The 18,090-nt window shown below is 71.3% G+C and carries 18 protein-coding genes; 11 read left to right on the top strand and 7 right to left on the bottom strand.

Going from position 1 to position 18,090, the window contains the following annotated elements; translation table 11 throughout:
* The first annotated feature begins 157 nt into the window (after positions 1-157).
* Positions 158-1,912, top strand: coding sequence for a biotin carboxylase N-terminal domain-containing protein (locus B9S64_RS20995; protein WP_103489656.1), 1,755 nt, complete (start codon positions 158-160; stop codon positions 1,910-1,912).
* Positions 1,913-2,031: 119 nt separating this feature from the next.
* Entirely contained in the window at positions 2,032-2,628 is a 597-nt protein-coding gene (locus B9S64_RS20990) for a TetR/AcrR family transcriptional regulator (RefSeq protein ID WP_103489655.1), read from the top strand.
* Positions 2,629-2,821: 193 nt separating this feature from the next.
* Here the strand turns inward: B9S64_RS20990 and B9S64_RS20985 are convergent, their stop codons facing one another.
* Together B9S64_RS20985 and B9S64_RS20980 are read right to left on the bottom strand one after the other, a co-directional pair.
* Positions 2,822-3,793: a DeoR/GlpR family DNA-binding transcription regulator gene (locus B9S64_RS20985; protein ID WP_109492086.1), complete on the bottom strand. Its 972-nt coding sequence runs from the start codon at positions 3,791-3,793 to the stop codon at positions 2,822-2,824.
* A 220-nt stretch (positions 3,794-4,013) separates the two neighbouring features.
* A complete protein-coding gene (locus tag B9S64_RS20980; RefSeq protein WP_103489015.1) occupies positions 4,014-5,453 on the bottom strand; it encodes an NAD(P)H-quinone dehydrogenase in 1,440 nt (479 codons plus the stop codon).
* Positions 5,454-5,703: 250 nt separating this feature from the next.
* Between B9S64_RS20980 and B9S64_RS20975 the strand changes: the two genes are divergently transcribed.
* From B9S64_RS20975 to B9S64_RS20965, 3 genes are all read left to right on the top strand, one after another.
* Positions 5,704-6,141: a gamma-glutamylcyclotransferase gene (locus tag B9S64_RS20975; RefSeq protein WP_028439081.1), complete on the top strand. Its 438-nt coding sequence runs from the start codon at positions 5,704-5,706 to the stop codon at positions 6,139-6,141.
* 114 nt (positions 6,142-6,255) lie between these two features.
* Positions 6,256-7,080, top strand: a complete 825-nt coding sequence (locus B9S64_RS20970; RefSeq protein WP_103489016.1) for a purine-nucleoside phosphorylase — start codon at positions 6,256-6,258, stop codon at positions 7,078-7,080.
* Positions 7,081-7,403: 323 nt separating this feature from the next.
* Positions 7,404-9,044: a phospho-sugar mutase gene (locus B9S64_RS20965; protein WP_103489017.1), complete on the top strand. Its 1,641-nt coding sequence runs from the start codon at positions 7,404-7,406 to the stop codon at positions 9,042-9,044.
* Between the two features lie 199 nt (positions 9,045-9,243).
* Here B9S64_RS20965 and B9S64_RS20960 read toward each other — a convergent pair whose 3' ends face one another.
* The 3 genes from B9S64_RS20960 to B9S64_RS20950 all read right to left on the bottom strand — a co-directional run bounded on the left by B9S64_RS20960 (position 9,244) and on the right by B9S64_RS20950 (position 10,857).
* Complete coding sequence (locus B9S64_RS20960) at positions 9,244-9,453, bottom strand: DUF397 domain-containing protein (RefSeq protein ID WP_037879025.1); 210 nt, start codon at positions 9,451-9,453, stop codon at positions 9,244-9,246.
* Positions 9,450-10,328 carry a helix-turn-helix transcriptional regulator gene (locus B9S64_RS20955; RefSeq protein ID WP_258037698.1) on the bottom strand — a complete coding sequence of 293 codons (879 nt, stop codon included), beginning with the start codon at positions 10,326-10,328 and terminating at the stop codon, positions 9,450-9,452. Before B9S64_RS20955 ends, B9S64_RS20960 begins: the two co-directional genes overlap by 4 nt.
* Positions 10,329-10,656: 328 nt before the next feature.
* Complete coding sequence (locus B9S64_RS20950; protein ID WP_258037699.1) at positions 10,657-10,857, bottom strand: hypothetical protein; 201 nt, start codon at positions 10,855-10,857, stop codon at positions 10,657-10,659.
* A 361-nt stretch (positions 10,858-11,218) separates the two neighbouring features.
* On the opposite strand from B9S64_RS20950, the gene B9S64_RS20940 reads away from it, so the two are divergent.
* Positions 11,219-11,743 carry a DUF6879 family protein gene (locus B9S64_RS20940; protein ID WP_103489019.1) on the top strand — a complete coding sequence of 175 codons (525 nt, stop codon included), beginning with the start codon at positions 11,219-11,221 and terminating at the stop codon, positions 11,741-11,743.
* An 11-nt stretch (positions 11,744-11,754) separates the two neighbouring features.
* On the top strand, positions 11,755-12,624 hold the full coding sequence (locus B9S64_RS20935) for a helix-turn-helix transcriptional regulator (protein WP_103489020.1): 870 nt from the start codon (positions 11,755-11,757) through the stop codon (positions 12,622-12,624).
* Between the two features lie 32 nt (positions 12,625-12,656).
* Here B9S64_RS20935 and B9S64_RS20930 read toward each other — a convergent pair whose 3' ends face one another.
* Positions 12,657-13,295 (bottom strand): PH domain-containing protein, encoded by a 639-nt coding sequence (locus B9S64_RS20930; protein ID WP_103489021.1) that lies wholly within the window; start codon positions 13,293-13,295, stop codon positions 12,657-12,659.
* A 147-nt stretch (positions 13,296-13,442) separates the two neighbouring features.
* On the opposite strand from B9S64_RS20930, the gene deoC reads away from it, so the two are divergent.
* From deoC to B9S64_RS20915, 3 genes are read left to right on the top strand one after another with little or no spacing between them, the layout of a single operon-like run.
* Complete coding sequence (deoC, locus tag B9S64_RS20925; RefSeq protein ID WP_103489022.1) at positions 13,443-14,390, top strand: deoxyribose-phosphate aldolase; 948 nt, start codon at positions 13,443-13,445, stop codon at positions 14,388-14,390.
* A gap of 6 nt (positions 14,391-14,396) precedes the next feature.
* Positions 14,397-15,833, top strand: a complete 1,437-nt coding sequence (locus B9S64_RS20920; protein ID WP_103489023.1) for an aldehyde dehydrogenase family protein — start codon at positions 14,397-14,399, stop codon at positions 15,831-15,833.
* Positions 15,826-16,779 (top strand): aldehyde dehydrogenase family protein, encoded by a 954-nt coding sequence (locus B9S64_RS20915; protein WP_103489024.1) that lies wholly within the window; start codon positions 15,826-15,828, stop codon positions 16,777-16,779. Before B9S64_RS20920 ends, B9S64_RS20915 begins: the two co-directional genes overlap by 8 nt.
* A gap of 111 nt (positions 16,780-16,890) precedes the next feature.
* Here B9S64_RS20915 and B9S64_RS20910 read toward each other — a convergent pair whose 3' ends face one another.
* Positions 16,891-17,313: a hypothetical protein gene (locus B9S64_RS20910; RefSeq protein ID WP_093528682.1), complete on the bottom strand. Its 423-nt coding sequence runs from the start codon at positions 17,311-17,313 to the stop codon at positions 16,891-16,893.
* Positions 17,314-17,376: 63 nt separating this feature from the next.
* Here B9S64_RS20910 and B9S64_RS20905 point away from each other — a divergent pair, with 63 nt between their 5' ends.
* Positions 17,377-18,087: a uridine kinase gene (locus B9S64_RS20905; protein WP_103489025.1), complete on the top strand. Its 711-nt coding sequence runs from the start codon at positions 17,377-17,379 to the stop codon at positions 18,085-18,087.
* Positions 18,088-18,090 lie beyond the last annotated feature (3 nt).

Raw genomic sequence — 18,090 nt, 5'->3', positions numbered from 1 at the left:
GGTCAAGGGTCCCGGCGTACCGTGGTGCGACAAGGGATTTCACGACTCGAGCAAGCCTCGAATCACACTCCGTGTGGGCAAGTTCACCATTGGGGACGGGTCGTACGGCCGTGTCGGTAGTCCCTAAACTCAGCTTGTTCTCAAGGAGGGAGTCATCGTGCGCAAGGTGCTCATCGCCAACCGTGGCGAAATCGCTGTCCGTGTCGCTCGGGCTTGCCGGGATGCCGGAATCGCCAGCGTAGCCGTCTACGCCGATCCGGACCGGGACGCTCTGCACGTCCGCGCGGCCGACGAGGCGTTCGCTCTGGGCGGTGACACCCCGGCCGCCAGTTACCTGGACATGGCCAAGGTGCTCCAGGCGGCCAAGGACTCCGGGGCGGACGCGATCCACCCGGGCTACGGCTTCCTCTCGGAGAACGCCGAGTTCGCCCAGGCCGTGCTGGACGCCGGTCTGACCTGGATCGGTCCGCCGCCGCAGGCCATCCGGGACCTCGGTGACAAGGTCGCCGCCCGGCACATCGCGCAGCGCGCGGGAGCCCCGCTGGTGGCCGGTACGCCGGACCCGGTGAGTGGTGCCGACGAGGTCGTGGCGTTCGCCGAGCAGAACGGCCTGCCGATCGCGATCAAGGCGGCGTTCGGCGGTGGCGGCCGCGGTCTGAAGGTGGCCCGCACCCTGGAGGAGATCCCCGAGCTGTACGACTCGGCGGTCCGTGAGGCCGTCGCGGCCTTCGGGCGCGGTGAGTGCTTCGTGGAGCGCTACCTGGACAAGCCGCGGCACGTGGAGACCCAGTGCCTGGCCGACACCCACGGCAACGTGGTCGTCGTCTCCACCCGTGACTGCTCCCTCCAGCGCCGCCACCAGAAGCTCGTCGAGGAGGCGCCCGCGCCGTTCCTGAGTGACGCTCAGAACGCCCAGCTGTACCAGGCGTCGAAGGCGATCCTGAAGGAGGCCGGCTACGTCGGCGCCGGGACGGTCGAGTTCCTGGTCGGCCTGGACGGCACGATCTCCTTCCTGGAGGTCAACACCCGCCTCCAGGTGGAGCACCCGGTCACCGAGGAGGTCACCGGCCTCGACCTGGTGCGCGAAATGTTCCGCATCGCGGACGGCGAGGAGCTGGGGTACGGCGACCCCGCCGTGCGCGGTCACTCCTTCGAGTTCCGTATCAACGGCGAGGACCCGGGGCGCGGCTTCCTGCCCGCGCCCGGCACCGTCACCTCGTTCGCCCCGCCGACCGGCCCCGGAGTCCGGCTGGACGCGGGCGTCGAGAGCGGCAGCGTCATCGGCCCGGCGTGGGACTCGTTGCTGGCCAAGCTGATCGTGACCGGCGCGACGCGTGAGCAGGCGTTGCAGCGGGCGGCGCGGGCGCTGGGCGAGTTCGAGGTCGAGGGCATGGCGACAGCCATCCCGTTCCACCGCGCGGTCGTCGTCGACCCGGCGTTCACCGCCGACCCGTTCCGGGTGCACACCCGGTGGATCGAGACGGAGTTCGTCAACGAGATCAAGCCGTTCACCCTCCCCGCCGATGTGGACGCGGACGAGGAGTCCGGCCGTGAGACGGTCGTCGTCGAGGTCGGCGGCAAGCGCCTTGAGGTCTCCCTGCCGTCCTCGCTGGGCATGAGCCTGGCGCGTACGGGCCTGGCGGCCGGTGCGAAGCCGAAGCGCCGCGCGGCGAAGAAGGCCGGCTCGGCCGTCTCGGGCGACACCCTCGCCTCCCCCATGCAGGGCACGATCGTCAAGATCGCGGTCGAGGAGGGTCAGGAGGTCAAGGAGGGCGACCTCGTCGTCGTCCTGGAGGCCATGAAGATGGAGCAGCCGCTGAACGCGCACCGGTCCGGCACGGTCAAGGGCCTGTCCGCGACGGTCGGCACCTCGGTCTCCTCCGGCGCCGCGATCTGCGAGATCAAGGACTGAGCACCACCGCTTCTCCGTCCGGCCGCCCGGCCGCCCGACCGCACACGCCCGTGTGCGCGACGGGGGCCGGGCGGTCGGTGGCATCCTGGACCCGGAGCGGCGACCAGGAGGGCAGCGCGATGACGACGAGCAGCACGGCGGGGACCCACACCCCTCAGCGGCCGATGCGGGCCGACGCGCGTCGCAACTACGACCGGCTGCTCGCCGAGGCCCGTACGTCGTTCGCGGAGCACGGCACCGACGCCTCGCTGGAGGACGTCGCCCGGCGCGCGGGCGTGGGCATCGGCACGCTGTACCGGCACTTCCCCAACCGCCACGCCCTGATGAACGCGGTGTTCCAGGAGGCGTTGACCGCCCTGCTGGTCCGGTCCCGGGAGCTGGCCGACGCGGAACGGCCCTGCACGGCGCTGGTGGAGTGGCTGGGCGCGATCGTCCGCCACGCGGGCGAGTACCGGGGCCTGGCACAGGCCCTCATGTCCGCCTCGGCGGACCACACCTCAGCCCTGACGGGATGTCATGTCCCGTTGCGGCAGGCCGGAGCGGTGTTGCTGGAGCGGGCACAGGCGAGCGGTTCGGTACGGCCGGACGTGTCGATCGACGACTTGTTGCAGCTGACGAACGCGATCGCGCTCGCGGCGGAACAGACCCCGGCCGACCCGGCCCTGGCGGACCGCCTCCTGCGCCTCACCCTCCAGGGCCTCCGGGCCACGGACTGAGCGGACGACAGGACGGGGGCGGGCGGACACCGCCGCATGGGGGCGGGCCGCGCCGTACGGGGGCGGGCCGCGCCGCACGGCCGACACCGCCGCACGGGGGGTGCGGACCGCGCCGCACGGGGCGGACCGTGCCACTCCCGCATGGGCCGGCAGCGCCGCACGGGTGCACGGGTGCTCGGGCCGTCCTCCACCGTTACCGTCGTCGCAGGTCGGCTACCCGGGCTCGCTCCCCCGGGCCCTCTCCCATGACCGGCGCGCCCCGGAGCTGCGGGCCGAGACCCGTGGGCCCCCCGCCCGGCTGCGTACGCCGCTGGCCCGGCAGCGGCATGTCGCGGCGCGGCTGCCGGCCTGGCAGCGGCCCCTCGGCGCCGGAGGGCTCCGCCTCCGCCCCCGCCACCGTGATCTCGACGCCCTGGTCCGCCAGGGCCTGGAGCTCGGTGGCGGCCCGTTCGTCATGGGCCGGTGGTTCGTCCGTCACCAGACGGGTGATCAGCTCCGTGGGCACCGTCTGGAACATGGTGTCGGAGCCGAGCTTGGTGTGGTCCGCCAGGACCACCACCTCCGCCGCGGCCTGCACCAGCGCCCGGTCCACGCTCGCGGAGAGCATGTTGGACGTGGACAGCCCGCGTTCCGCGGTGAGCCCGCTTCCGGAGAGGAACGCCCGGGAGACGCGCAGCCCTTGGAGGGACTGTTCGGCCCCGCTGCCCACGAGAGCGTAGTTGCTCCCGCGCAGGGTGCCTCCGGTCATCACCACTTCCACCCGGTTGGCATGGGCCAACGCCTGGGCGACCAGGAGGGAGTTGGTGACCACGGTCAGCCCGGGGACGCGCGCGAGCCGACGGGCCAGCTCCTGCGTCGTCGTACCGGCGCCGACCACGATGGCCTCGCCCTCGCCGACCAGTCCGGCGGCCAGGTCGGCGATGGCCGTCTTCTCCGCGGTGGAGAGATGGGATTTCTGCGGAAAGCCGGACTCCCGCGTAAAACCGCCCGGCAAGACCGCACCGCCGTGCCGGCGGTCGAGGAGTCCTTCTGCCTCCAGTGCCCGCACGTCCCGCCGTACGGTCACTTCGGAGGTCTGGACGACGCGGGCGAGCTCACGGAGGGATACCGCTCCGTTGGCGCGCACCATTTCGAGGATCAACTGACGACGTTCTGCAGCGAACACGGAACTGACAGTAACCTGGCCGCAGGTTGCTTTTCAGCACTTTGCGCCGAATAACAGAAGTTGTACATAGACGGGGCCTCCCAGTGGTATAGGAGGCCCCGTTGTCGTTCAGGAGTGGTCCGGGAGATGCCCAGGAGCGGTCACAGGCGCTCGCGCCCACCGTCAACTCGCCCTGGAACAGGGGAAATGGGGCCGGGTTCCGGACGGCCCGCCCTCGGGCCTACGACTCGCCCGATCCCTTACGGGTGTGCAACTGCCGGGCCACTTCCGCGATCGATCCCGACAGGGACGGGTACACAGTGAACGCGTTTGCGATCTGTTCGACCGTCAGGTTGTTGTCGACCGCGATCGAGATCGGGTGGATCAGCTCACTGGCCCGCGGCGCGACGACACAGCCGCCGACCACGATCTCGGTGCCGGGGCGGCACAGGATCTTGACGAAGCCGTCCCGGATGCCCTGCATCTTGGCGCGCGGGTTGCGCAGCAGCGGCAGCTTCACGACGCGGGCGTCGATCTTGCCCGAGTCCACGTCCGCCTGGCTGTAGCCGACCGTGGCGATCTCCGGGTCGGTGAAGACGTTCGCGGAGACCGTCTTGAGGTTCAGCGGGGTCACCGCGTCACCGAGGAAGTGGTACATGGCGATACGTCCCTGCATCGCCGCGACCGAGGCCAGCGCGAAGATCCCGGTGACGTCACCGGCCGCGTACACCCCGGGGGCGCTGGTGCGCGAGACCCGGTCGGTGCGGATGTGCCCGGAGTCCTTGAGCTGGACCCCGGCCTCCTCCAGGCCCATGCCCGCCGTGTTGGGGATCGCGCCGACCGCCATCAGGCAGTGCGTGCCGGAGATGACCCGGCCGTCGGCCAGCGTGACCTCGACCCGGTCGCCGACGCGCTTGGCGGCCTGGGCGCGGGAGCGGGCCATGACGTTCATCCCACGGCGCCGGAAGACGTCCTCCAGGACCGCGGCGGCGTCCGGGTCCTCGCCGGGCAGCACCCGGTCACGGGAGGAGACGAGGGTGACGCGGGAGCCGAGCGCCTGGTAGGCACCGGCGAACTCGGCACCGGTCACACCCGAGCCGACCACGATGAGCTCCTCGGGGAGCTCGTCCAGGTCGTAGACCTGCGTCCAGTTCAGGATGCGCTCGCCGTCCGGCTGGGCGTCCGGGATCTCCCGGGGGTGGCCGCCGGTGGCGATCAGCACGGCGTCGGCGGTGAGCCGCTCCTCCGTACCGTCGGCGGCGGTCACCACGACCTGGCGCGAACCGTCGGCCGCCTGGAGCCCTTCGAGCCGGCCGCGTCCGCGCATCACCCGGGCGCCGGCGCGCGTCACGGAGGCGGTGATGTCGTGGGACTGGGCGAGCGCCAGGCGCTTGACCCGGCAATTCACCTTGCCGAGATCGACCCCGACCACCCGCGCCGCCTGCTCCTGGTACGGGGTGTCGTCGGCGACGATGATGCCCAGCTCCTCGTAGGAGGAGTCGAAGGTGGTCATCACCTCGGCCGTGGCGATCAGGGTCTTCGAGGGCACGCAGTCGGTGAGTACCGAAGCCCCGCCGAGGCCGTCGCAGTCGACGACGGTCACCTCCGCACCGAGCTGGGCGCCGACCAGTGCCGCCTCGTAGCCGCCGGGGCCGCCGCCGATGATCACGATCCGGGTCACAAAAAGTCCGCCTCGCGTGGTGTCATCCCACGGCCGTCTGCCACCCCGGCCGGGGGTCCGGGGGATCGCCCCGGGGAATGCAGTACGTAGTTCATTGTCCCGCACCCGCCGACCCGCTTCGCCCCGGGGCCCTCCATCCGGGAACGCGCCCGGCCCGGCCTCCGCCGTCCGTGCTCCGGCACACCGCTCCCCCGGGCACCCGGACCTGCGGAACCGGCATGATCCCGGTCACCTCCCGTACCCTCGACCCATGTCGCTCTACGCCGCGTACGCCGGCAACCTCGACGCGCGGCTGATGACGCGCCGCGCCCCGCATTCGCCGCTGCGCGGCACCGGCTGGCTCAACGGCTGGCGGCTGACGTTCGGCGGGGAGCAGATGGGCTGGGAGGGCGCCCTGGCCACGGTGGTGGAAGCGCCCCGGTCCCAGGTCTTCGTCGCGCTGTACGACCTGGCGCCGATGGACGAGGACTCGATGGACCGCTGGGAGGGTGTCGGCCTCGACATCTACCGCCGGATGCGGGTGCGCGTACACACCCTGGACGGCGAGGAGCCGGCCTGGATGTACGTGCTCAACGGCTACGAGGGCGGCCTGCCCTCCGCCCGCTACCTCGGCGAGGTGGCGGACGCCGCCGAGTCCGCGGGCGCCCCGCACGACTACGTGATGGGCCTGCGCAAGCGCCCCTGCTGAGCCTCCCGGGGCCTCACCCGGACGCACCTTTTGTACGAAAGTACGAACAGGATGAGCCAGACTCTGCGCCCACACATCTACGCGCGTAGGGAATCAGCGGTTACCCTCGTCCGCGTGAACGCATCTGTTATTCCGGACCACATCCAGGGCGACCCGCACGCCGCCGCCGCCGACGCCGCCGCCCGCCTGCGCGAGCTGACCGGCGCCGAGACCCATGACGTCGCCCTCGTGATGGGCTCGGGCTGGGCGCCCGCCGGCGATGCGCTCGGCATCCCCGAGGCCGAGTTCCCGGTGACGGCGCTCCCGGGCTTCCCGGCGCCCGCGGTGGAGGGGCACGGCGGCATGATCCGCTCGTACCGGATCGGCGCGAAGCGCGCCCTCGTCTTCCTCGGCCGCACGCACTACTACGAGGGCCGGGGCGTCGCCGCCGTGGCGCACGGTGTGCGTACGGCGGTCGCCGCGGGCTGCCGGACCGTCGTCCTGACGAACGGCTGCGGCGGTCTGCGCGAGGGGATGCGTCCGGGACAGCCGGTGCTCATCAGCGACCACCTCAACCTGACATCGGCGTCCCCGATCGTCGGCGCCAACTTCGTGGACCTGACGGACCTGTACTCGCCGCGCCTGCGGGCCATGTGCCAGGAGATCGACCCGACGCTCGAAGAGGGCGTCTACGTACAGTTCCCCGGCCCGCACTACGAGACCCCGGCCGAGATCAACATGGTCCGGGTCATGGGCGGCGACCTGGTGGGCATGTCCACCGTGCTGGAGGCCATCGCGGCCCGTGAGGCGGGCGCGGAGGTCCTGGGCATCTCGCTGGTCACCAACCTGGCCGCGGGCCTGAGCGGCCAGCCGCTGAACCACGAGGAAGTCCTCCAGGCCGGCCGCGACTCGGCCACCCGGATGGGCGCGCTACTGGCCCGGGTCCTCGACCGCGTCTGACCGGGGCCTGCCAAACCCAGCCCCTCCGGCGCTTGAGGAGCGGGGGCCAGGGGCAGAGCCCCAACCCCCAGCCCCTCCGGCTTCCCCAGCCCCTCCGGCTTCCCCAGCCCCTGAGGCTTCCCCAGCCCTCCAGCTCCCCCAGCCCCTCCAGCTCCCCCAGCCCGTCCGGCCACCCCAGCCCGTCCGGCGTTTGAGGACAAAGGGGGGCCCGGGGGCGAAGCCCACGGTTTCGGGAAAGGGCGGGGAGGGGAACAGCCCGCCGCAGGCGCACCCGCACCACCACCCCAGCCCACCCCACCCGCACCCCCCGAGAGGCGGCCCCCGTGCAGCAGGACCTCATCGCCCGCGCCAGGACCTGGCTGGCCGAGGACCCGGACCCGGAGACCCGCGAGGAGCTCGCGGCACTCCTCGACGCCGAGGACCACGACGCCCTGGCCGAACGTTTCGCCGGCACGCTCCAGTTCGGTACGGCCGGTCTGCGCGGCGAGATGGGCGCGGGCCCGATGCGGATGAACCGGTCCGTCGTCATCCGCGCCGCCGCCGGCCTCGCCGCGTACCTCCGGGCGAACGGCGGCACCGGCAAGCTGGTGGTCATCGGCTACGACGCCCGCTACAAGTCCGCCGACTTCGCCCGGGACACGGCGGCCGTGATGACCGGTGCCGGCCTGCGCGCCGCCGTACTCCCCCGCCCGCTGCCCACCCCGGTCCTCGCGTACGCCATACGGCACCTGGGGGCCGTCGCGGGCGTCGAGGTCACCGCGAGCCACAACCCGCCGCGTGACAACGGCTACAAGGTCTATCTCGGCGACGGCTCACAGATCGTGCCCCCGGCCGACGCCGAGATCGCGGCCGCCATCGACGCGGTCGGCCCGCTCGACGGCGTACCGCGTCCGGAGTCCGGCTGGGAGATCCTCGGCGACGAGGTCCTGGACGCCTACCTCGCCCGCACCGACACCGTCCTGGCCGCTGGGTCGCCCCGCACCGCGCGGACCGTCTACACCGCGATGCACGGCGTCGGCACCTCCGTGCTCACGGCGGCCTTCGCACGGGCCGGTTTCCCCGAGCCGGTGCTCGTCGCGGAACAGGCCGACCCGGACCCGGCGTTCCCGACCGTGGCGTTCCCCAACCCGGAGGAGCCGGGCGCCATGGATCTGGCCTTCGCGACCGCGCGCCGGACGGAACCGGACCTGATCATCGCCAACGACCCGGACGCCGACCGCTGTGCCGTCGCCGTCCCGGACCCCTCGGCCGAGGGCGGCTGGCGGATGCTGCGCGGCGACGAGGTCGGCGCGCTGCTCGCGGCCCATCTGGTGGACCGGGGCGTCACCGGGGTCTTCGCGGAATCGATCGTGTCCTCCTCCCTGCTCGGCCGGATCGCCGAGAAGGCGGGCCTGGGCTACCAGGAGACGCTGACGGGCTTCAAGTGGATCGCCCGCGTGGACGGCATCCGGTACGGGTACGAGGAGGCGCTGGGCTACTGCGTCGACCCGGAGGGCGTCCGCGACAAGGACGGCATCACGGCCGCGCTGCTGGTCGCGGAGCTGGCCTCCGTACTCAAGGAGCGGGGCCGCACGCTGACGGACCTGCTCGACGACCTCGCCCTGGAGCACGGGCTGCACGCGACCGACCAGCTGTCGGTGCGGGTCGAGGACCTGACGGTCATCGCGGACGCCATGCGCCGCCTGCGCGAGAACCCGCCGACCGCGCTGGCGGGCCTGCCCGTCACCTCGGCCGAGGACCTGACCAGGGGCACGGACCTCCTGCCGCCCACCGACGGGCTGCGCTACCACCTGACCGGCGCCCGGGTGATCGTCCGCCCGAGCGGCACCGAGCCGAAGCTCAAGTGCTACCTGGAGGTCGTGGTCCCGGTCTCGGCCAGGGACGGGCTCCCGGAGGCACGGAAGACGGCCGCGGACCTGCTGTCCGGCATCAGGCGCGACCTGGCGACGGCGGCGGGGATCTGACGGCCCTCCGTCCGGGCGACACGGACCGCCGGTACGACCTGGTGGCGGTGGCTCGACCACGGCCACCGGGCCGTACGGCGCACTGCCCGTACTCGGGCGAAGGCACCGTCAGCCCGGAGACCGGGACCAGGCCGGCGTTCCCCTGACAGCATCGCCCTCCGCCACAGGTCTCGGGCCCGGCACGGGAGGCGCGAACCGCTCAGCCTCCGGCCGCGTACGCCACGAAGTCCGCCCACGCGGTCGGAGCGAAGCCGACATGCGGCCCTGCCACGTTCTTCGAGTCACGCACATGGATCACGCTGATGGCCGCCGCCACCTCGACACACGAATCACCCTCGCTGCTGCTGCTGTAGCTGCTTTTGCACCATTCCAGCCCTGAAACAGCCTCAGCAGAGGTCTCGCGCCTCATGTTTCCCCCAGAACGTCCTCGATGAAGGCCAGCGACTCACGCGGGGTGAGCGCCTGAGCCCGGATCATCCCATAACGCAGTTCAAGCAGCCTGAGTTGCTTCGGGTCGGACACCGGCCGGCTGACGAAGGCACCGTCCGAACGGCCCACCGCTGCGCCGTCCTCGAACTTCAGAACCTCGATCCCCCCGTCCATCCCCGCGTGCTCTTCGCGACCGGTCGCCATCACCTGGATATCCACGTTCCGTAGATGCCCTACCTCCAGCAGGTGTTGGAGCTGCCGTCGCAACACCATCGCGCCTCCCACAGGACGCCGCAAGGTCACCTCTTCCTGAATGAAACTGAGAGCGGGCGCGGGGGATCTCCCGAAGACACTCTGCCTGGACATGCGTGCAGCCAGCACCCGCTCCACATCGTCCTCCGAGTACGCCGGCCGCCTCATCTCGAACAACGCCCGCGCGTACTCCGGTGTCTGCAAAAGGCCGTGCATGTTGTGGTTGCTGTACAGCAACATCTCGACCGCCTTGGCCTCCAGCCTGGCCAGGTCTCGCACCTTCTTGGGGTAGCGGGCCACCGCGACGTCGCCTTTCATCATGGCGATCCGGCCGCCCGCGCCCAGCACCTCGTCCGCCTTGTCCAAAAACTCCGGGCGCGGGATACGACGCCCGCCCTCCACCTTGTAAACCAGGTTCTCCCCGTACCCGATCGCGGCCCCGAACTCGCCGGCCCGCATTCCGGCCGCCTCCCGCCACGCCTTGATCTGACGACCCACTGTGGCGACCACCGCCGCCCCCGACTCGTCGTCCGGATCGACGTCCCAGCCCGGCTCGTCCGCCCCGCCGTCCCGGTGCTCTGCTCCCACCTCAACCACGCTCACCTGTGCCCCACTTCCGATGCGCATGCCACCCCCGACCAACCCCCCATGTCCCCGGCACGTCACCCCGGACAGCCGGGACAGCACTGGACAACCACGGGACAATCACGTGGAGTGACCGGACCATCTCACCGTTACGGTACGCGAGCATGGCCACTCTGAGTGATACACCCCGAGAAATCACCCGAACCGAACGTTCCACTTCAGCCCGGCAGTTCACCGTGCCGCTCTCCCCCACCCACCAGGGCGCGAACGTAGCCCCGATATCCGGATGTTCGGTAATGCGCTGCGAAGGCCTACCAGTACCAGCACGCGGCCCGGACCGCCCCGGTCACCCGCGCCGCCGCCCGGCACGGTGACGGCCGATCTCGACGTTGACGTCCGTCACCTTCGACCAGTCGCCGACCCGGGCCGCTTCGGTACATTCCTCGACCAGCGCACCGCACACGTCGCAGTCCTTGTGCGGCTTCGGCGGTTCCGGGGATTCCACCAGGAACACGGGGGGCGCCATCGTCGTCTTCGCGTCGTCCATGGCACGCGACCGTAGGGAACGCGGAAGATGACCGTCCACGAAGTTGCACTCGGTTGCAAGGGCATCCGAGCGACGTTGACGCCCGGATTGGAAGGCCGGAAGGCTTCGTGCAACGAGTCACCACGCGTCAATACCTGAGGAGGGGCTAATACGTTTACGGTTCGCAGGCAGGACACGGAGTCCGGGTAGTCACGGCTGCCCGCCCATGGGTGGAGAAGGAAACACCACCGGACCTCGTCATCCAGGGCGTGACGGCTGATACCGCCACCGTCGCCCGGACCGTCCAGGGCAGTCCGCAGCCTGCTCATAAGGGCGTGAGCAGGCTGCCGAAACATGATTCCACCACTGAGGGGAGCACTTGATGGCACGAAGTACGAGTGGTTTCGCGGACTTGTTCCAGTCGGTCGAGCGGTCCGCCGTCCATCTTGAGATGCGCGACGTGTACGCCATCGACGACGAGGACGAGGGCTTCGCGGCGTGGCGGCGGGGCCACCGACTCGACCCGGACGACCGCGAGTCGTGGTGGCGGCCCTGGCTCGACCTCATGGAGGAGGTCACGTCCAAGGGGGTACGGGTGCGCCGCGCCCGAATCGTGGGGGAACCGCCCAGCGAGTACATCCGCTACGAGCACTCGTTCAGCTTCACCAACATCGCCGCAGGTGAGGAAATCCGCTGGCTGCCCCGGCGGTTGGCATCCGGCTTGGCCCTCCCCGGCAACGACTTCTGGCTGTTCGACGGCAAGCTCGTCCAGTTCAACGTGTTCGACGGCGAGGGGCGGTGGATCCACACCGACCAGACCGAGGACCAAGGGGTCGCCGGCCTCTGCTCCGACGCCTTCGAAGCCGTCTGGGAACGCGCCACCCCGCACGACACGTACACCATCTGAAGCGTCAGTTCATGCCCGCGTCTCCACATTCCGCCGCCCAGGCCGCCCGCGCGTCCATCGCCTCCCGCCTGGACGGGATGCGCCGGGATGCCGGGCTCACCGGGCATGAACTGGCGGTGCGGTGCGGCTGGCACAAGTCGAAGGCCTCCCGCATCGCCCGTGCCAGGACCGCCCCGTCGGACGCGGACATCCGGGCCTGGTGCCGGGCGTGCGGGGTGGAGGACCAGGCGGCGGACCTGATCGCCGCGTCCAGGACCGCCGAGGCCATGTACGTCCACTGGCGGCAGATCCACCGGGACGGAATGCGCCGGGTCCACGAGAAGACCGTCCCGCTGTACGAGCGGACGGCCCACTTCCGCGTATACGCCTCGAACGTCGTACCGGGCATGCTCCAGACCGCCGACTACGCAACCGGTCTCCTGCGGGCGATCACCGCCTTTCAGGGCACGCCCGACGATGTGGCCGACGCCGTGCGGGCGCGCCTGAACCGGTCCCGTGTCGTCCACACGGGGAACCACCGGTTCGGGCTGCTCCTCGAAGAAGCCGTTCTCTACTACCAGGTGTGCGGCGGCCCGGAACTGACCGGGCAGCTCCGGTACCTGCTGGACGTCATGGCCCGGCCGAACGTATCGCTCGGGGTCATCCCGGTCACGGCCCGGCGTACCGTCTGGCCACTGGAAGCGTTCTACGCGTTCGACGACACCCAGGTCGCCGTGGAGACGCTGACCGCCGAGGTGAACATCACGGCGCCCGGCGAGGTGCGCACGTACCTACGAGCGTTCGCGGAACTGTCCAGGACGGCCGTGTACGGGCAAGGGGCACGCGACTGCCTCATGAGGGCCCTCGCGAGCCTGCCGGGTGGCGGCGACCCGGGCCCATGACCTCCGGCGTCCACGCGGCCCCCGCCCCCACCTCAGCCGATCGCCAGCAGCACCACGAGCAGCACCGCGCCCACGGCGGACGGGGCGAGTACCTCGTACGCCCAGCGCACCGACGGCTTGGTGGCCTCCTGCTCCGGGGCGGCGACGGCGCCCTCGGACAGTTCGCGCAGTTCACTCATCGTCCGGTCGGCGGCCGCCATGCGGGCCTGCGCGTCGCGTACGTCGGCGTGCACGGAGGTCCGGCGGAACGGGTCGTCCTGCGAGGCCCGGCTGGCCTTCCTGGCGGCCTTCTTGCGCTCGCGCAGCGACACCGGCACCGCCCACAGCTGGTACTTCGCGCCGCCCTCGGCGAAGAGTTCGCTCGTGTACGAGGCGCGCAGGTCCGCGACCTCGGTCCAGGGCAGCTCGATCGTCCGGAACGGGTTGCGGATCCGGATGCGCTCCGCGTTGGCGTACACCGCCGGTCGCAGCGTGAAGGCGACGATCAGCGGGATCACGAACAGCAGTACGGCGAGGGCGGCCCACGGTGTGCGGCCCGTCCCCCGGACCACGGCGTCGCCGGCGACCCCGCCGACCAGGACGATCAGCAGCGCGCCGGTGACCAGCCCGGCTCCGGACCGGTAGGTCCGGTCGGCGAAGGAGGGTTCGGTGGGGGGCGTGGGGCTCGTCATGGTCCGATTCTGCCTGACCGTCCGGCCGTACGGCCGGGTGGCCGCAGGGGTGGCGGTCCGTGGACACACGGCAACGGTCCGGAGGCACGGAAAAGGGAGGGGGCCTGTACAGGTCGCTACGCGCGTAGATATGCTCCTCTGGTGACCATGCCCACCACTGCACCCCCGCTCGCCGACGCGACCGCGTCCGACAGTGCGCTGCGCCGCTTCCTGCACGGGCTTCCCGGCGTCGACACCGTCGGACTCGAAGCGCGCGCGGCCGCTCTCGGTACGCGGTCGATCAAGACGACCGCCAAGGCGTACGCCATCGATCTCGCCATCTCGATGATCGACCTGACGACCCTGGAAGGCGCGGACACCCCGGGCAAGGTCCGGGCCCTCGCCGCCAAGGCCGTCAACCCCGACCCGCTCGACCGTACGACCCCGCGCACCGCCGCGGTCTGTGTCTATCCCGACATGGCGGCGACCGCCGCCGCCGCGCTGGCCGGTTCGGGCGTGAAGGTGGCGTCCGTGGCGACGGCCTTCCCCGCCGGGCGCGCGGCACTGGACGTCAAGCTCGCGGACGTCCGCGACGCGGTGGCGGCCGGGGCCGACGAGATCGACATGGTGATCGACCGGGGCGCCTTCCTGTCCGGCCGCTATCTGAAGGTGTACGAGGAGATCGTCGCCGTGAAGGCGGAGTGCGGCCGGGCCCGGCTCAAGGTGATCTTCGAGACCGGCGAGCTGTCCACGTACGACAACATCCGGCGGGCCTCCTGGCTCGGGATGCTGGCGGGCGCGGACTTCATCAAGACCTCGACCGGCAAGGTCGCGACGAACGCCACCCCGGCGAACACCCTCCTCATGCTGGAGGCCGTGCGCGACTTCCGGGAGCAGACGGGCGTCCAGGTCGGGGTGAAGCCGGCGGGCGGCATCCGGACCACGAAGGACGCGATCAAGTTCCTCGTCCTGGTGAACGAGACCGCCGGCGAGGACTGGCTGGACAACCACTGGTTCCGCTTCGGCGCCTCCAGCCTGCTGAACGACCTGCTGATGCAGCGCCAGAAGCTCAGCACCGGCCGTTACTCCGGCCCCGATTACGTGACGGTGGACTGATACCCCATGGCATCTGCATTCGAGTACGCACCGGCGCCGGAGTCGCGCTCCGTCGTGGACATCGCCCCCTCCTACGGGCTGTTCATCGACGGTGAGTTCACCGAGGCCGCCGACGGCAAGGTCTTCAAGACCGTCAGCCCGTCCACCGAGGAGGTGCTCTCCGAGGTCGCGCGGGCGGGCGCCGAGGACGTGGACCGGGCCGTGAAGGCCGCCCGCAAGGCGTTCGAGAAGTGGTCGGCGCTGCCCGGCTCCGAGCGCGCCAAGTACCTCTTCCGGATCGCCCGGATCATCCAGGAGCGCTCCCGTGAGCTGGCCGTCCTGGAGACCCTGGACAACGGCAAGCCGATCAGGGAGACCCGTGACGCGGACCTCCCCCTGGTCGCCGCGCACTTCTTCTACTACGCGGGCTGGGCCGACAAGCTGGACCACGCCGGATACGGCGCGAACCCGCGTCCGCTGGGTGTGGCCGGGCAGATCATCCCCTGGAACTTCCCGCTGCTGATGCTCGCGTGGAAGATCGCCCCGGCTCTCGCCACCGGCAACACGGTGGTGCTGAAGCCCGCCGAGACGACACCGCTCTCCGCGCTGTTCTTCGCCGATGTCTGCCGCCAGGCGGGCCTGCCCAAGGGCGTCGTCAACATCCTCACCGGGTACGGCGACGCGGGCTCCGCGCTCGTCACGCACCCGGACGTCAACAAGGTCGCCTTCACCGGTTCGACCGCCGTCGGCAAGGCCATCGCCCGCCAGATCGCGGGCACCGACAAGCGGGCCACGCTCGAACTGGGCGGCAAGGGCGCCAACATCGTCTTCGACGACGCGCCGATCGACCAGGCCGTCGAGGGCATCGTCACCGGCATCTTCTTCAACCAGGGCCAGGTCTGCTGCGCGGGCTCCCGGCTGCTCGTCCAGGAGTCGGTCCACGACGAGGTGCTGCACGCCCTCAAGCGCCGGCTGACCACGCTGCGCCTGGGCGATCCGCTGGACAAGAACACCGACATCGGCGCGATCAACTCCGCCGAGCAGCTCGCCCGGATCACCGCGCTGGTGGAGACCGGCGAGGCGGAGGGCGCCGAGCGCTGGTCGGCCCCCTGCGCACTGCCGTCCACCGGCTACTGGTTCGCCCCGACGCTCTTCACCGGCGTCACCCAGGCGCACACGGTCGCCCGCGACGAGATCTTCGGCCCGGTGCTGTCGGTGCTCACCTTCCGTACGCCGGACGAGGCGGTCGCCAAGGCCAACAACAGCCAGTACGGCCTCTCGGCCGGCATCTGGACGGAGAAGGGCTCCCGCATCCTCGCGGTGGCGAACAAGCTCCGCGCCGGTGTGGTGTGGGCCAACACGTTCAACAAGTTCGACCCGACCTCGCCCTTCGGCGGATACAAGGAGTCGGGCTACGGCCGCGAGGGCGGCCGTCACGGTCTGGAGGCCTACCTCGATGTCTGACGGGCGACTGAGCGTCTTCAAGACCTACAAGCTGTACGTCGGGGGCAAGTTCCCCCGCTCCGAGAGCGGCCGGGTGTACGAGGTGACGGACCCGAAGGGCAAGTGGCTGGCGAACGTTCCCCAGTCCTCCCGCAAGGACGCGCGTGACGCGGTTGTGGCCGCGCGCAAGGCGTTCGGCGGCTGGTCGGGGGCGACCGCGTACAACCGCGGCCAGATCCTCTACCGGATCGCGGAGATGCTGGAGGGCCGCCGCGAGCAGTTCGTCCGGGAGGTGGCGGACGCCGAGGGGCTGTCGAAGTCCAAGGCGGCGGCCGTCGTCGACGCGGCGATCGACCGCTGGGTCTGGTACGCGGGCTGGACCGACAAGATCGGCCAGGTCGTGGGCGGGGCCAACCCGGTCGCGGGCCCGTTCTTCAACCTCTCCACGCCCGAACCCACCGGTGTGGTCGCGGTGCTGGCGCCCCAGGGGTCCTCACTCCTCGGCCTGGTCTCCGTCCTCGCCCCGGTGATCGCCACCGGCAACACGGCGGTCGTCGTCGCCTCGGCCGACGCCCCGCTGCCCGCGCTCTCGCTGGGCGAGGTGCTGGCCACGTCGGACCTGCCGGGCGGCGTGGTGAACATCCTGTCGGGCCGTACGGCGGAGCTGGCGACGCCGCTCGCCTCGCACCAGGACGTCAACGGCATCGACCTCACGGGCGCCGCGGGCGACACGGAGCTGGCGAAGGAACTGGAGGCGGCCGCCGCGGAGAACCTGAAGCGGGTGCTCCGCCCGTCCGTCTCCCGCCACCGCCCCGAGAAGGAGGCGAAGGACGCCGCCCGTCCACAGGCTGTGGACGGAGCCGACTGGTCGGCCGACCCCGGTACGCACCGGCTGACGGCCTTCCTGGAGACCAAGACGGTCTGGCACCCGACGGGCGCGCTGGGGGCCTCCGGGTCCTCGTACTGACCGACGCACGCGAACCGCAGGGCCCGCCCTTCCCGGGGCGGGCCCTGCGGGCGCTTCCGCGACCGGCCGTCAGCCCGTGACCTGGCCGGTGACTTCACCGACCACCGGCCGTCAGCCCGTGATCAGGCCCGTGACCTGACCGACCACCGGAAGATCACCGAGCGAGCCGCCGCTGGTCAGCGGGTCGGTGAGCAGCGCCGTCGTCACCGGCTTGAAGTCGGCGATCTGGGTGCCCACCGCGTTGTCCAGCGGGTCCGTGCCGGTTCCGGCGAGCGGGTCGAGCTGAAGGTCCGCGACGGGCGCGACGGCGCCCACCAGGCCGTAACCGAGCGCGCTGGTCACGGCCGGCGCGGCCGCGTCACCGACCGCGCCCACCGCGCCGTCGACGGTGTCCGAACCGGTGGCCGGGACGGGCAGCGGGGCCGCCTGGGCCACCGCGCCTCCCGCGCCGAGGGCCGCGCCCAGCGCGGTGAGGGTCAGACCGGCGCGCAGCAGAGCGCGACGCCGCGGCTTGGACAGTGCATGACGTGCCATGTTTTCCCACCTGATCGAGCCGGATCCAGTAGTCGTACGTACACGCAGAGTAGTTGAGGTGTGATGCTCGATACCAACAGCACCTCCCGGGGATCGCCTGCGCGGGTCCATGCCTCACACTTCTGTTCTGTGAGTTCCCAACCGATCCCCACTCGCGTCGTGCTGCTCGCCGGCCCCTCCGGGTCCGGCAAGTCGTCCCTCGCCGCCCGCACCGGACTTCCGGTGCTACGTCTGGACGACTTCTACAAGGAGGGCAACGACCCGACCCTGCCGCAGGTCACCGGTAGCACCGACATCGACTGGGACTCGGTGCGTTCGTGGGACGCGGACGCGGCGGTCGCGGCCATCGCGGAGCTGTGCGGGACGGGCCGTACGCACATACCGGTGTACGACATCGCGACGAGCTCCCGGACGGGCCGTGAGGCGTTCGACATCGCCCGTACGCCGCTGTTCGTGGCCGAGGGCATCTTCGCGGCGGACATCGTGTCCCGCTGCCAGGAACTCGGCCTGCTCGCGGACGCGCTGTGCCTGCGGGGGCGCCCCTCGACCACGTTCCGGCGGCGGTTGCTGCGGGACCTGCGCGAGGGCCGTAAGTCGGTGCCGTTCCTGCTCCGCCGCGGCTGGCGCCTGATGCGCTCCGAACGGCGTATCGTGGCCCGCCAGACGACGCTGGGCGCCTATCCGTGCGGCAAGGAGGAGGCCCTCGGCCGCCTGGCCGCGGCGGCGGCGGGCCGTTGCCGCCGGGCCCCGGTCAAGGCCCCGGTCCCGGAGTAGGGC

Origin of the sequence: Streptomyces sp. SM18 (assembly GCF_002910775.2) — a bacterium.
Taxonomy (GTDB): domain Bacteria; phylum Actinomycetota; class Actinomycetes; order Streptomycetales; family Streptomycetaceae; genus Streptomyces; species Streptomyces halstedii.
Note: the sequence above shows the minus strand (reverse complement) of the source record. Positions and strands in the feature narration are given on the sequence as shown.

Bases quoted from the DNA above. Each gene is read 5' to 3' on its own strand.
- B9S64_RS20990 (WP_103489655.1), top strand. From the start codon at position 2,032: ATGACGACGAGCAGCACGGCGGGGACCCACACCCCTCAGCGGCCGATG.
- B9S64_RS20975 (WP_028439081.1), top strand. From the start codon at position 5,704: ATGTCGCTCTACGCCGCGTACGCCGGCAACCTCGACGCGCGGCTGATG.
- B9S64_RS20960 (WP_037879025.1), bottom strand. From the start codon at position 9,453: ATGAGGCGCGAGACCTCTGCTGAGGCTGTTTCAGGGCTGGAATGGTGC.
- B9S64_RS20950 (WP_258037699.1), bottom strand. From the start codon at position 10,857: ATGGACGACGCGAAGACGACGATGGCGCCCCCCGTGTTCCTGGTGGAA.
- B9S64_RS20940 (WP_103489019.1), top strand. From the start codon at position 11,219: ATGGCACGAAGTACGAGTGGTTTCGCGGACTTGTTCCAGTCGGTCGAG.
- B9S64_RS20935 (WP_103489020.1), top strand. From the start codon at position 11,755: ATGCCCGCGTCTCCACATTCCGCCGCCCAGGCCGCCCGCGCGTCCATC.
- B9S64_RS20930 (WP_103489021.1), bottom strand. From the start codon at position 13,295: ATGACGAGCCCCACGCCCCCCACCGAACCCTCCTTCGCCGACCGGACC.
- deoC (WP_103489022.1), top strand. From the start codon at position 13,443: ATGCCCACCACTGCACCCCCGCTCGCCGACGCGACCGCGTCCGACAGT.
- B9S64_RS20920 (WP_103489023.1), top strand. From the start codon at position 14,397: ATGGCATCTGCATTCGAGTACGCACCGGCGCCGGAGTCGCGCTCCGTC.
- B9S64_RS20915 (WP_103489024.1), top strand. From the start codon at position 15,826: ATGTCTGACGGGCGACTGAGCGTCTTCAAGACCTACAAGCTGTACGTC.
- B9S64_RS20910 (WP_093528682.1), bottom strand. From the start codon at position 17,313: ATGGCACGTCATGCACTGTCCAAGCCGCGGCGTCGCGCTCTGCTGCGC.
- B9S64_RS20905 (WP_103489025.1), top strand. From the start codon at position 17,377: ATGCTCGATACCAACAGCACCTCCCGGGGATCGCCTGCGCGGGTCCAT.